The sequence below is a fragment of the Rathayibacter sp. AY1B7 genome, assembly GCF_002932735.1.
Classification (GTDB): Bacteria; Actinomycetota; Actinomycetes; order Actinomycetales; family Microbacteriaceae; genus Rathayibacter.
The window spans coordinates 20,555-33,469 of sequence record NZ_PSWK01000019.1; the positions used below are offsets into that span (position 1 = coordinate 20,555).

Below are 12,915 nucleotides of genomic sequence, written 5' to 3' on the forward strand. Positions count from 1 at the left end.
CTCACGAGCGCATCCTCAGGCCGCGCGGATTCGCGACGAAGCCGGCGGCGACGAGGGCGTCGCCGAAGGGCGTGCCGAGCGCGAAGACGCCGTCGATCTTCTCGACGGTCAGCTTCTCGACCCCGCGGGAGCGGACCAGCTGCGAGAGGGAGGCGGCCGCGTCGGCGAGGGCCGCCTCGTCGGCGGTGAAGGTGAGGGCGGTCTTGCCGCCGCGCTCGAGGTAGACCGCGAGCGCTCCGTCGACGACGGCGACCAGCGCGCCGGCCTTCCGACCGGGGCGGTGCCCCTCGCCCTGCGGCCACGGCAGAGCGGCGCCGAACGGATTGGCGGGGTCGGTCGCCGCCAGCGCGAGCACCGGGCGTGAGCGCTCCTGCGCCTCGTCCTGCGGGGCGAACGTGCGGAGCCGGTCGACGCTGCCGGCTGTGCCGAACTGCGCTGCTCCCAGCTTCTCGATGAAGTAGCCCCTCCGGGCGCGGCCCTGCTGCTCGAAGCCGCTCAGCACCTTGTAGGCGAGGGCGAAGCCGCCCAGGACGCCCTCGGCCTGCACGGAGCCGCGGGTGACGATCCCGTACCGCTCGAGCAGCGTCTCGCCGAGCGCGTGCCCGCGGATCGTCGCGTCCGACTCCGCGAGCGGCACGATCGACCAGCGGCCGCCGGCGGTCGGCGGCCCCACGCGGGTGGCCATCGTGGGGCGGGCGGTCATCCGGCCCCGGGGCGCGCGGGCGCGGGCGGGGGCGCGCGGCTGGCGGTGGGCGCCGCCGGTCGAGCCGACGAGGGTGCGCAGCGGCGCCAGGGTGTCGTTCGTGACGAGCCCGGCCCAGACCAGCTCCCACAGGGCCTCGACGAGGCCCGCGTCGTCGGTGGAGCCGACCGCGTCGGAGAGCTGGCGGAAGAAGTAGCCGCCGCCCGAGCCGAGCACGCCGACGATCTCCTGCTGGAGCTCGGTCAGGGTCACGGACTCGGCGGCGGGGACGGGGAGGGTCAGCCCTGCCGTGTCGGCGAGATGGAGGCTCACCCAGCCGTCGTTGCCGGGCAGGGTGCCCGCGCCGGCCCAGAGGACCTCGCCGGTCGCGGTGAGCTCGTCGAGCATCGCGGGGGAGTAGTCGCGCACCCGGGCGGGCAGGATCAGCGACTCCCAGGCGGACGCGGGGATGGGCGCGCCGGCCAGCTGGTCGATCACGGAGGCCACGCCGTCGATACCGCGGAGCGAGCCGCCGACGTGCTGCCAGGCGGGGAGGAAGCGGGCGTACGCGGCCGCGTCCACCGGCTCCACCTCCTTGCGGAGCGCGGCGAGAGAGCGGCTGCGCAGGCGGCGCAGCACCTCGGCATCGCACCACTCGGTCCCGGTGCCGGTGGGGCGGAACTCGCCCTCCGAGACGCGGCGCTCGCCCGCGAGGCGGCGCAGGGTGTCGGTGACGACCGCGACTCCGAGGCCCAGGCGGGTGGCGACGGCGGCGGCGGTGAAGGGGCCGTGGGTGCGCGCGTAGCGGGCGACGAGGTCGCCGAGCGGATCGCGGACCGGGTCGATGAAGGCGACGGGGACGCCGATCGGCAGGGGCACGCCGAGAGCGTCGCGGAGCCGGGAGGCGTCCTCCATCGCGGCGTACCGCTGCTCACCGCCGAGGCCCACGGGCAGGACGCGCTTGGCCTTCACGAGCGCGGCCACGTCGGCCTCGAGCACCGCGCGCTCGATCGCGGGCGCCTTCGCGACGTCCGCCGAGGCGACCGACTCGTCGACCAGGCGCTCCCCGAGCTCGTCGAGCGTCAGCGGGCCGAGCAGCCGGAGCAGGTCGGCGGCGCCCTCGAGCCCGCGGAGGCGGCGCTCGGGCTCGACGCGCTGCAGCTCGCGCTCGATCTGCGCGAGGACGGCCGGGTCGAGCAGCTCGCGCAGCTCCGCCCGGCCGAGCAGCTCGCCGAGGAGCGTCGCGTCGACCGAGAGCGCCGCCGCGCGGCGCTCGGCGAGCGGGCTGTCGCCCTCGTACATGAAGGCAGCGACGTAGCCGAAGAGCATGGACCGCGCGAACGGACTGGCGGTCGGCGTCTCGACCTCGAGGATCCGCAGCTCGCGCCCGTCCAGCCGTGCGGCGAGCCGGAGCAGGGCGGGCAGGTCGTAGACGTCCTGGAGGCACTCGCGGACGGTCTCGAGGATGATCGGGAAGGTCGGGTAGGTGCGGGCGACGTCGAGGAGCTGCGCCGCCCGCTGCCGCTGCTGCCAGAGCGGGGAGCGCTTGCCCGGGTTGTACCTCGGGAGCAGGAGCGCCCGCGCCGCGCACTCGCGGAACCGGGCGGCGAAGAGGGCGGAGCCGCCGACCTCGCTCGTGACCAGCTGCTCCAGCTCCTCGCGCTCGAACAGGAACAGCTCGGAGCCCGGCGGCTCCGACTCGGTGTCGGGGATCCGCACGACGATGCCGTCGTCCCCGGCCATCGCCGCTCCGTCGACGCCGTGCCGCTCGCGGACGCGGGCGCCGATGGCGAGCGCCCACGGCGAGTGCACCTGCATCCCGTACGGGGAGTGCAGCACCAGCCGCCAGTCGCCCAGCTCGTCGCGGAAGCGCTCGAGCACGAGGGTGCGGTCGTCCGGGATCTGCCCGGTGGCCAGGCGCTGCTCGTCGAGGAAGGAGAGGAGGTTGTTGGTCGCGTACTCGTCGAGCCCGGCCGCCGTGCAGCGCTCGCGCGCCGTCTCGGGGGCGGCGGCGCCCACCTCGCGGGTGAACGCCCCGATCGCCTCGCCGAGCTCGGCGGGGCGCCCCTGCGAGTCGCCCTTCCAGAACGGGAGGCGCCCGGGCTCGCCGAACGCCGGCGTCACGATCACGCGGTCGTAGGTGATCTCCTGGATGCGCCAGCTGGTGGCTCCGAGCGCGAAGACGTCGCCGACGCGGGACTCGTAGACCATCTCCTCGTCGAGCTCTCCGACGCGGTTGCCGGTCGAGCCCGGCTCGCCGACCATGAACACGCCGAAGAGCCCGCGGTCGGGGATGGTGCCGCCGCTGGTGACGGCGAGGCGCTGGGCGCCGGGCCGGCCGGTGAGCGTGTTCGCGTCGCGGTCCCAGACGAGGCGCGGCCGCAGCTCCGCGAACTGGTCGGAGGGGTAGCGGCCCGAGAGGAGGTCGAGGGTCGCCTCGTAGGCGGAGCGGGGCAGGGACACGAAGGGGGCGCTGCGGCGGACGGTGTCGAACCAGTCGTCCACGTCGAGGCTCTCGAGGGCGGTCGCGGCGACGGTCTGCTGCGCGAGGATGTCGAGCGGGTTCGCGGGGACGGCGATCGCCTCGATCAGGCCCGAGCGCATCCGCTCCGTCGTCACGGCGGAGTGGAGAAGGTCGGCCCGGTGCTTGGGGTAGAAGGACCCGCGCGAGACCTCGCCGACCTGGTGGCCGGCTCGACCCACGCGCTGCAGGGCGCTCGCGACCGAGGGCGGCGTCTCGACCTGGACGACGAGGTCGACGGCGCCCATGTCGATCCCCAGCTCGAGGCTCGAGGTCGCGACCACGCAGCGCAGGCGGCCGGACTTCAGGTCGTCCTCGATGATCGCGCGCTGCTCCTTGCTCACCGAGCCGTGGTGGGCGCGGGCGAGCAGCGGCTCCTCGTCGGGCGCGGACTGCCCGCTGCCGCTCGTGCCCCCGGCCGCTCCCATCGCCTCGGCCGGGGAGCGGCGGACGGAGGAGGAGGCCGCCTCGGCGAGCAGGGCCCCGACGGCGACGGGCTCGCCCGCCTCGCGCGCCCGCTCCGCGGCGAGCTCGCGGCGCTCGGCGTAGATCTCGTTGAGCCGGGCGGTCAGCCGCTCGGCGAGACGGCGGGAGTTCGCGAAGACGATGGAGGAGGTGTGCGCGAGGACCCGGTCGACGATCGACTCCTCGACGTGCGGCCAGATCGACCCGCTCTGCGGACCGGTGGCCCCCATCGTCGATCCGTCCTGCGGAGCCGCCGTCCCCAGCTCGGACATGTCCTCGACCGGGACGACGACGCTGAGGTCCCACTGCTTCTCGGACGCCGGAGCCACGATCGCGACCGGGGAGCGGCCGGCGAGGAACCGGGCCACCTCCTCGCGCGGGCGCACCGTCGCCGAGAGGCCGATGCGCTGCACCGGCTTCGGGAGCAGGGCGTCGAGCCGCTCGAGGGAGACGGCGAGGTGCGCCCCGCGCTTGGTCGACGCGACCGCGTGGACCTCGTCGACGATGACCGTCTCGACGCCGCGGAGCGACTCGCGCGCCGCCGAGGTGAGCATGAGGTAGAGCGACTCGGGGGTCGTGATCAGGATGTCCGGCGGCGTCTTCTGCAGCACGCGCCGCTCGGCGGCGGGCGTGTCTCCCGACCGCACCCCGACGGTGACCGTGGCCGGCGCGCTGCCGATGCCCTCGGCGCTCAGCCGCAGCGCCGTCTGGGTGACGCCGACGAGCGGCGAGCGGAGGTTGCGCTCGACGTCGACGCCGAGAGCCTTCAGCGGCGAGACGTAGAGCACGCGCGTGCGGTGCTGCGGATCCTCCGGCGGCGGGCCCTGCACGAGCCGGTCGATCGCCCAGAGGAAGGCCGAGAGCGTCTTGCCGGAGCCGGTGGGAGCGACCACGAGGGCGTGCGCTCCACTCGAGATGGCCGACCAGGCGCCCTCCTGGGCGGCGGTCGGCGCCGGGAACGCGCCCTCGAACCACGCGCGCGTGGCGGGGGAGAAGCGCTCGAGGACGTCCGGCATGCATCCATCCTCCCTGCCACCTCCGACATTGCCGGGGCCGCGGCCCGGGGGCGAGCCCTTGACGCGGGGGAGCCCGCCCGTCAGGCGAAGCCGAGACGCACGAACGTGCCGATGTCGGCGAGCTCGGCCTGCCCGACTCCGTGGGCGACGCCCTCGTAGACCCGGGCGTCGAGCGCCGTGTGCTCCGGGAACCAGGCCGCCGCGTCCCGCACGAGCTCCTCCGGGATCACCGTGTCGAGCGTCCCGCGGCCCCAGAACACCGGCGGACGCTCGCGGGTGAGCCGCTCGTCCGCGTCGTCGCCCTCGGCGAGCGGGACCACGAACCCGGACAGGGCGACCGCGAAGGCGAAGCGGCCAGGCGCGCGCCGCAGCAGCTGCACCGCCAGCGCGGCGCCCTGGGAGAAGCCCAGCAGCCCCACCGGACCCGGGTGCTCCAAAGCGTCGAGCCACTCGATCACAGCCGCCGCCGCCGCCTCGACGGCCTCGGGATCGGCCCGCGGCTCGTCAGGCACCAGCGGCACCCGGAGGGGCCACCACGCGTTCGCCCCGCCGCCCAGGGCGAGAGGCGCCCGGAGGGACGCGAGGACCGGCTCCAGCGGCAGGTAGGCGCCGAGCGAGAACAGGTCCCCCTCGTGCGAGCCGTAGCCGTGCAGCAGCACCAGGAGGGGCCTGCCGACGCGGTCGCGCTCGGAGGAGGACCACAGCACCGCGTTCGCGTCGATTCCCATCGCACCATCATCCCCCTGAGTGCGGGATCGCCGCCGCCGGTCGGAACACCAGCCGCGAAGGGTGAGAATGGCTGCATGAGCGTGCGCACCCCTGACCCGAACTCCGGGTGGCTGTCCGACGACGAACTCGCCGAGATCCGCCGGCGGCTCCCGCTGCTGTACGTGGAGGCCGTGCCCGTCCGGGTCGACGGGCTCGGGCAGGTCACCGAGGTCGGCGTGCTCCTGCGCGCGACCCCCTCCGGCCAGATCACCCGCACGATCGTCTCGGGCCGCGTGATGTACGGCGAGACGCTGCGCGACGCGCTGTTCCGCCACCTCGAGAAGGATCTCGGTCCCATGGCCTTCCCCCTCCTCCCGGCGAGCCCGCTCCCCTTCCACGTCGCCGAGTACTTCCCGATGCCCGGCATGGGACCGTTCACCGACGACCGCCAGCACGCGGTCTCCCTCGCCTACGTCGTCCCCGTCACCGGCACCTGCGACCCCCGCCAGGACGCCCTCGAGCTCACCTGGATGACCCCCGACGAGGCCTGCTCCGACGCGATCTCCGCCGAGATGGAGGGCGGGCGGGGCGCGCTGATCCGCGCCGCGCTCGCTTCCGTCGGCCGCCTGTCCTAGCGGCGCGGATCGGCCGCGGTGCTCCCTTCTGCGCGCCGATAGCGGCGCGCCGCGGTCGGCTCGCAAGGACGGTGGGCCGGCTGGAGCGTCGGGCGTCCGCCTGGACCGATCCGCCGGCACGCGACCCGGCCGTTCGGCTCGTGGATCCGGCGTCCACGGGACCTCTGTGACCGGGCGAGGAGAGGCGGCGCCCCTGCCCGACGACGGCGCCGCAGGGGATCGCCTGATCAGGACGCGGTGAGGACTTCCGGAACTCCCCGCGCGGGACTCCGCTGGAAGAGGTGAAGCGTGAACGACGAAGGGCCGGGGCCCGCGACCAGAAGTCGCGGGCCCCGGCCCTTCGTGATGTCGGCGCCCTGATCAGGACGAGCGCTGAGGTGCGATCACCGAACGCTCAGCCCCCGGACCAGCGGCTGCCCGCGAGGCGAACGGTCGATCCGCGTGCGAGCGGATCGGACCTAGCCGGTCGCGACACGCTCTGCGCGTCGCGACCGTGCTTGAAGCCGACCGCGGTGCGCCGCTCCGCGGTGCGCCGCTCCGCGGCTGCCCACGAGGCGAACGGTCGATCCGCGTGCGAGCGGATCGGACCTAGCCGGTCGCGACACGCTCTGCGCGCCGCGACCGTCCTTGAAGTCGACCGCGGTGCGCCGCTACGCGGCGCACAAAACGGTTCAGCCCTGCGCGCGGCGGCCGCCGCGGCGGGCGCCGCCGCCGGCGGACTCGCGGGCGGGAGCGCCCGAGGCTGCTCCGCCGGTCGCGGTGCTGTAGAACGAGCGCGATCCGCCCGAGGTCGAGGGGGCGCCGGCGGCCGAGCGGCTGCGGCCTCCGCGGGCGCCGCCGCGGGCGGGTCCCTCGGCGGCGGTGCGGTCGCGGCGGGGGCGGTCGCCTCCGCCGGTCGCGGCACCCGTCGAGCGTCCGCCGCGGGGTGCGGCGGTGCCCTCGGTGCGGGCCGCGCGCTTGCGCTGCGCGTTGGCGCCCTGCGAGCGTCCGCCCTGCGACTGGCTGCGGACGGGCTCGACGACGGCGCTGGGGGTGACGTACGGAGCGACGTCGCCGACGAGCTTCGCGACGGCGGCCGAGTCGGCCGTCACCTGCTGGGGCGCGACCTGGATCGCGGCCTTGCGGAGGAGGGTCTTCACGTCGCTGCGCTGCGTGGGCAGGACGACGGTGACGACGTCTCCCTCGCTGCCGGCGCGGGCGGTGCGGCCCGAGCGGTGCAGGTACGCCTTGTGCTCCATCGGCGGGTCGACGTGGATGACGAGCTCGACGTCGTCGACGTGCACGCCGCGGGCGGCGACGTCGGTGGCGACGAGGACCTTGACGGTGCCGGCGCCGAACGCGGCGAGGTTCCGGTCGCGGGCGACCTGCGAGAGGTTGCCGTGCAGGTCGACCGCGGGGATGCCCTGGCCGGTGAGCTGCTTGGCGAGCTTCTTCGCGTGGTGCTTGGTGCGCATGAAGAGGATGCGGCGGCCGGTGCCGGACGCGAGGGTCTTCACGAGCGCGTTCTTGGCGTCGAGGCCGTCGACCTCGAACACGTGGTGGGTCATCAGCGCGACGGGGGAGTTGGCCTCGTCGACCGAGTGGAGCACCTCGTTCTGGAGGTACTTCTTGACCAGCTTGTCCACGCCGTTGTCGAGCGTCGCGGAGAACAGCAGGCGCTGCCCGCCGCGGGGGGTCTTGTCGAGGATGCGCGTGACGACCGGCAGGAAGCCGAGGTCGGCCATGTGGTCGGCCTCGTCGAGGACGGTGATCTCGACGGCGTCGAGGTTCACGAAGCCCTGCTTCATCAGGTCCTCGAGGCGGCCCGGGCAGGCCACGACGATGTCGACGCCCTGCTTGAGCGCCGCGACCTGGCGCTGCTGCGAGACGCCTCCGAAGATCGTGGTGGTGACGATGCCGTAGGCGTCGGCGAGGGGCTGCATCGCAGCGGTGATCTGCGTGGCGAGCTCGCGGGTCGGCGCGAGGACGAGTCCGAGCGGGCGTCCGGGGCGGCGGCGCCCGCCGGCGAGGGAGCCGCCGAGGCGGGCGATCATCGGGATGGAGAAGGCGAGGGTCTTGCCGGAGCCGGTCTTGCCGCGGCCGAGGACGTCGCGTCCGCCGAGGGTGTCGGGCAGCGTGTCGACCTGGATCGGGAAGGGCTCGGTGATGCCGCTCGCGGTGAGCGCAGCCACGAGGGGGGCCGGCACGCCGAGGGCGCTGAAGGAGAGGGGGGTGTTCGACATGGAGTGGTGCCTTTCGGGGGCATCATGCCGATCGAGGACGCGCGGGCGGTGGCCGGGGCGCGGGTGATCGGCGTTCGGGCGAAGGTGACGGTGGTCACATCCGTTCGCCGTACGATTCGGTGCGCGCGGCCGGGGGCCTCATGCACGTGCGCCAGATGGTCGGGACGGATCCTCGACGGTCAGAGTCCTAGGGGACAAGGGGCGTTCTACGACGCGGGGGAGCGCAGTCGCTGCGCTCGCACCATCCCACTCTAGTGGATGCCGATCCATCCGCGCATCGCGGCCTGCACGCGGGAGCCGTCGCGGTCGCTCAGCTTGGTCCCGACGAAGTCGCCCGCCCAGTCCGAGGTCTGCACGCGGAAGGCCGGCTCCGGGTCGCGCAGGGTCTTCAGGATGACGGCGGCGACGTCGGACGGGTCCTGCGCGTGGGTCGAGGAGAAGGACGACGCGGCGCGGTCGAGGTAGGCGCCGAGCGCCGGCGAGTAGGGGCCGGCCTGCGCGAGCATCGCCGCCGCGTCGATGCCGACGTTCTCGACGAAGCTGCTGCGGACCGCTCCCGGCTCGATCAGCGACACGTGGACGCCGACGGAGGCGGCGACCGGGGCGAGCGCCTCGAAGAACCCCTCGACCGCGAACTTCGACGCGCAGTAGTCCTCGTTGAACGGCTGCCCGATCGCGCCGCCGACGCTCGAGACGGTGACGATGCGACCGCGGGACGAGCGCAGCATCGGCATCGCGGCGCGGGTGACCGCGACGGTGCCGAAGAAGTTGACCTCCATCACGCGGCGCAGCTCCTCCGGATCCTCCAGCTCGAGGGTGCCGAGGTGGCCGGCTCCGGCGTTGTTCACGAGGGCGTCGAGACCGCCGAGCTCCTCCTCCACGGCGCGGAGGCAGCCGGCGACGGAGTCCGCGTCGGTCACGTCGAGCGATCGCAGGTCGAGCTCGACGCGGGCCTCGGCGGCGGCGGCGCGCAGGCCCTCCGCCCGCTCCGGATCCCGCACGGTGGCGACCACCCGCCAGCCCGCGCGCGCGGCCTCGATCGCGGTGGCGCGGCCGATGCCGGTGGAGGTTCCGGTGACGAGGAGGACGGGACGGGGCATGCGGCTTTCCTGCTTTCCGGCGCACGACGGCGCCGCCCGGAGGCTATCGGCCGCCCCTCCGAGAACGTCCAGGGTCGGTGTCAGCCCCGGTAGCGCTCGCCGACCGGCACCTCGACCGGCAGCCGGTTGCCCGCCTGGGCGAGCGGGCAGGCCCAGGCCGGGTCGTAGGCGCAGGAGGGGTTGTAGGCGAAGTTGAAGTCGAGGACCAGCGTCCCCGGGGCGGAGCCCGGGCCGAGGTCGGCGCCCTTCACGGTGTCCAGGAGGTAGCGGCCACCGCCGTAGGTGCCGCCGGGTGTCCCCGCGAGGGCGTCCTTGACCGGCAGGAACAGGCCTCCGCCGTAGGACGCCAGGCGCCAGACGTCGAGGCTGCCGGTGTCCGGCACCTCGACCGTGCCGATCAGCTCGAAGGGGACGGTGCCGTCGGTGCCGGTCTCCACGTCCATCCGTCGCGCCTCCTCGGCCGGGGCCACCTCGAGCTCGAAGCGCCAGGCCGCGTCGTAGGGCGCGATCGGCAGCGAGCGGAAGTGCGCGCGGTCGGCCGGGAGGAGGGGGGTGGAGGGGTGCTGCGCGAAGAGCGCGTTGCGCCCGCGGATCCAGGACGCGTGCGCGGCGAGCAGGTCCACGTTCGAGAGTCGGCGCACCTCCGCGTAGAGGGCCTGGACGTGGCGGCGCCAGTCCGACACCTCGACCGCCGTCGTGAGGCGGCGGCGGGGCGAGACGCCGTCGTCGTCCTGCTCCTCCTCGTCGGCGGAGGGCCACTGGAGGCGCAGGAGCTCCGAGCGCGACAGCTCGGTCTCCTCCTCGGCGACGCCGTCGGGGCTCATGCGGCGGACTCCCCGCGCGGGCGGGTGTCGGCACCGAGATCGTGGCGCCAGGACGGGGCGAGGGAGCGGATGCGGATGCCGCGCCACTGCCAGAACGCCCACATCGAAGGCCAGAGCGCGGCCGAGGCGAGACCCGCCGAGAACTCGAGGCGGTCGCGGAAGAGCGTGCGCCCGTCAGGGAGCGGGGCCACGGCCATGCGGTGGTCCCACGCGGTGATCAGGCGGAGGGAGCCGGTGAGGGGCCCGCCGCTGTCGCGCAGGATCCGCACGTCGGGCATCGAGGGGACGCGGCGGTAGGAGAGGTCGATCTCCTGCGCGCCCATCGGCACGATCCCGAGGGCGTCCATCGCGACCTCGTGGGAGCCGAGCCCCCAGGTCGGGCGGAAGCCGCCCTCGTCCAGCGACGCGGCGGTCAGGAGCGGGGACATCACCTCCCGGAACACGGCCGGACTCTGCAGGGCGCGCCAGGCGGAGTCGGCGTCGGTGTCGAGCACGTGCTTGAGCATCACCTTCACGAGGGACATCCTCCTCCGCCCGCCCCTGCGCGGGAACCGGGTGCGCGCGGAGCCCCGGACGTGTATGCGCCTCCGGGGCTCGCTACCGTGTCAGGGTGACCGCTCCCGCCGCCTCCGTCGATCAGTCGACCTACCAGATCCGCTTCGAGTGGGGGGCCCGCGCCCTCCGCGTGCTCGCCCCCGCCCACGTCACGGTGCTCGTCGACGCTCTGCCCGGAGGCGAGAGCCCCGACCTCGGGGGAGTGGAGGGCCGCGTCGTCCGCGCGGGCCTGGCCGACCGCTCGGCCGTCGCCCGCTGGATCCTGGAGCGCCAGCACGAGAACGGCGGGCGCACCAGCGTCAACGTGATCGCACTCGGCGACGTCGACGACAGCGGAGCGGCGCGGTTCGCGATGGAGGACCAGCTGGCGGCCGGCGCCGTCGTCGACGCGCTCATCGGGCTGGGCATCGACCACGTCTCGCCCGAGGCCGCGGTGGCCTGCGCGTCCTACGAGGGCCTGCGCCGGGCGTGCGCGCATCTGCTCACCGCGTCCGAGTCCGGCCGCCTGCTCGCCGCCGAGGGGCGGGCGGACGAGGTCCGCGCCGCCGCCCGGGTCGACGCCGTCGACGAGGTGTCGGTCCTCCGCTGACCCGCCGCTCCGGCGGGCGCGGCCTCCGAGCGGTGCAGGGCGTCCGCGGAGCGCACAAGCCCCTGCGGATCCGAGCCGCCGCCTCGACCACTCGCCCGCCCCCGGCGTAGCGTTCGGCGGAGGCGGTCCCTCCGCCCCCGCCCCGACCGAAAGCTGGCCCGCATGAAAGCCGTCCTCAACGACGTCGTCCTCGCCGACGCCCCCGACTCCGACCTGATCTCGATCGAGGGCAACTGGTACTTCCCGCCGTCGAGCATCGCCGAGGGCGTGCTCGTCGAGAGCCCCACGCCCTACATCTGCCCGTGGAAGGGCGAGTGCCAGTACTTCTCGGTGCAGACCGGCGACGGCCTGCAGAAGGACAAGGCCTGGTCGTACCCGCACCCCTACCCGACGGCGTTCGACCGCGTCGGCAAGGACTTCTCGGGCTACGTCGCCTTCGACCGCTCGGTCCGCGTCTCCGACTGACCCGTCCCGCCGCGGTGCCGCTCCCGGTGCCGCGGCGGTGCGTCAGCCGCGCGGGGCGGCGGCGCGCGCCCGGTACGCCCGGACCTTCGACCGGTTCCCGCAGCGCTGCATCGAGCACCAGCGGCGCGAGCCGGCGCGGGACGTGTCGAGGTAGAGCATCCGGCACTCCGGATCCGCGCAGCGCCTCAGCCGTCCGGCCACGGCCGGGCCCAGCAGCCCCACGGCCTCCCGGGCGATGGACGCGAGCGCCTGCCTGCCCGCCGCGTGGAGCCGTCCTGCCTGCCGCGATCCGCCGCTCAGCACCGGCGGGATATCGGGCATCGCCGCGACCAGGTTGACCACGTCGACGTCGCGCGGGTCGGGCGCGGTGCCGGCCTCGGCCGCGACGGCCAGCCGGGCGATCGCGCCCCGGAGCATCAGCGCGTCGTCGAGGCGCGCGTCCCGGCTCTCGGGGCCGACCGCCTCGAAGCGCTCGGCGAGCCAGGCGGCCAGGGCGGCGTCGGAGTCGAGGTGCTCGGCCGCTCCCGGAGGCAGTGCTCCGGTCGTGGCGAAGTCGAGTGCGAGGCTTCCGGAGTCGAACCACCAGCGCCGGCCGTCGGCCTCGGGGAGCCACTGCCCGGTGACCGGCGTGCGCCCGCCGTGCGGGGCCTCGTCCGGGGTCACGGCGCCGGGACCGGTCGGCGCCGCCACTGGATCGCGTTCGCGGCCTCGAACCGGCGCGCGCAGCGGCCGCAGGCCAGGGGCCGGGTGGGCCGGCGATGGCGGTAGAAGAGGTGTCCGCCCGGGCAGGTGCCGACCCACGGCGCGAGCTCGTCCGCGGTCGGGTTGCTGTGGGTGCGCGATCCCGTGTAGCCGAGCCGCGCCGCGATCCGCCGCCACTGCGGTCCGTGCCCGGCGTCGGGCCCCGCGAGCGCGTGAGCGACCTCGTGCAGGAGTGTCTGCCGGACCTCCTCGTCGCTCCAGCGGGCTGCGAGGTGGCGCGAGACCGTGATCCGGCGGCGCGTCCAGTGGCAGGCGCCGCCGCGGGTGCGCGCGTGGTCGAGCGCGAAGGACCAGGAGGGGTCGAGGTGCTCCTCGATCAGCGCGTCGGCCCAGCGGGCCACGTCCTCGAGGTCGGCCACAGGTGGCGCTGC

The 12,915-nt window shown here is 74.9% G+C and carries 11 protein-coding genes; 3 read left to right on the forward strand and 8 right to left on the reverse strand.

What is annotated here, in order from left to right; genetic code table 11:
* Window position 1 precedes the first annotated feature (1 nt).
* Both C5C95_RS11405 and C5C95_RS11410 read right to left on the reverse strand, forming a co-directional pair.
* Window positions 2–4,684: an ATP-dependent helicase gene (locus tag C5C95_RS11405; protein WP_104263214.1), complete on the reverse strand. Its 4,683-nt coding sequence runs from the start codon at window positions 4,682–4,684 to the stop codon at window positions 2–4.
* Between the two features lie 80 nt (window positions 4,685–4,764).
* A complete protein-coding gene (locus C5C95_RS11410) occupies window positions 4,765–5,412 on the reverse strand; it encodes an alpha/beta hydrolase (RefSeq protein ID WP_104324475.1) in 648 nt (215 codons plus the stop codon).
* Window positions 5,413–5,487: 75 nt separating this feature from the next.
* Here C5C95_RS11410 and C5C95_RS11415 point away from each other — a divergent pair, with 75 nt between their 5' ends.
* Complete coding sequence (locus tag C5C95_RS11415) at window positions 5,488–6,027, forward strand: NUDIX hydrolase family protein (RefSeq protein WP_104225113.1); 540 nt, start codon at window positions 5,488–5,490, stop codon at window positions 6,025–6,027.
* Between the two features lie 671 nt (window positions 6,028–6,698).
* Here C5C95_RS11415 and C5C95_RS11420 read toward each other — a convergent pair.
* From C5C95_RS11420 to C5C95_RS11435, 4 genes are all read right to left on the reverse strand, one after another.
* Window positions 6,699–8,249 (reverse strand): DEAD/DEAH box helicase, encoded by a 1,551-nt coding sequence (locus C5C95_RS11420; protein ID WP_104324476.1) that lies wholly within the window; start codon window positions 8,247–8,249, stop codon window positions 6,699–6,701.
* Window positions 8,250–8,500: 251 nt separating this feature from the next.
* Window positions 8,501–9,349, reverse strand: coding sequence for an SDR family oxidoreductase (locus C5C95_RS11425; protein WP_104324477.1), 849 nt, complete (start codon window positions 9,347–9,349; stop codon window positions 8,501–8,503).
* Between the two features lie 80 nt (window positions 9,350–9,429).
* Entirely contained in the window at window positions 9,430–10,173 is a 744-nt protein-coding gene (locus tag C5C95_RS11430; RefSeq protein WP_104226769.1) for a DUF1684 domain-containing protein, read from the reverse strand.
* A complete protein-coding gene (locus tag C5C95_RS11435; RefSeq protein WP_244248113.1) occupies window positions 10,170–10,697 on the reverse strand; it encodes a hypothetical protein in 528 nt (175 codons plus the stop codon). The genes C5C95_RS11430 and C5C95_RS11435 overlap by 4 nt, the downstream gene beginning before the upstream one ends.
* An 86-nt stretch (window positions 10,698–10,783) precedes the next feature.
* Between C5C95_RS11435 and C5C95_RS11440 the strand changes: the two genes are divergently transcribed.
* Together C5C95_RS11440 and C5C95_RS11445 are read left to right on the forward strand one after the other, a co-directional pair.
* A complete protein-coding gene (locus tag C5C95_RS11440; RefSeq protein WP_104226768.1) occupies window positions 10,784–11,317 on the forward strand; it encodes a 2-phosphosulfolactate phosphatase in 534 nt (177 codons plus the stop codon).
* A gap of 162 nt (window positions 11,318–11,479) precedes the next feature.
* Window positions 11,480–11,782 carry a DUF427 domain-containing protein gene (locus C5C95_RS11445; RefSeq protein WP_104324478.1) on the forward strand — a complete coding sequence of 101 codons (303 nt, stop codon included), beginning with the start codon at window positions 11,480–11,482 and terminating at the stop codon, window positions 11,780–11,782.
* A gap of 42 nt (window positions 11,783–11,824) precedes the next feature.
* Here the strand turns inward: C5C95_RS11445 and C5C95_RS11450 are convergent, their stop codons facing one another.
* The gene (locus tag C5C95_RS11450; protein ID WP_258072663.1) at window positions 11,825–12,472 is read right to left on the reverse strand and encodes a CGNR zinc finger domain-containing protein; all 648 of its coding nucleotides are present in this window, start codon (window positions 12,470–12,472) and stop codon (window positions 11,825–11,827) included.
* The gene (locus tag C5C95_RS11455; RefSeq protein WP_104263210.1) at window positions 12,442–12,903 is read right to left on the reverse strand and encodes a SprT-like domain-containing protein; all 462 of its coding nucleotides are present in this window, start codon (window positions 12,901–12,903) and stop codon (window positions 12,442–12,444) included. Before C5C95_RS11455 ends, C5C95_RS11450 begins: the two co-directional genes overlap by 31 nt.
* Window positions 12,904–12,915 lie beyond the last annotated feature (12 nt).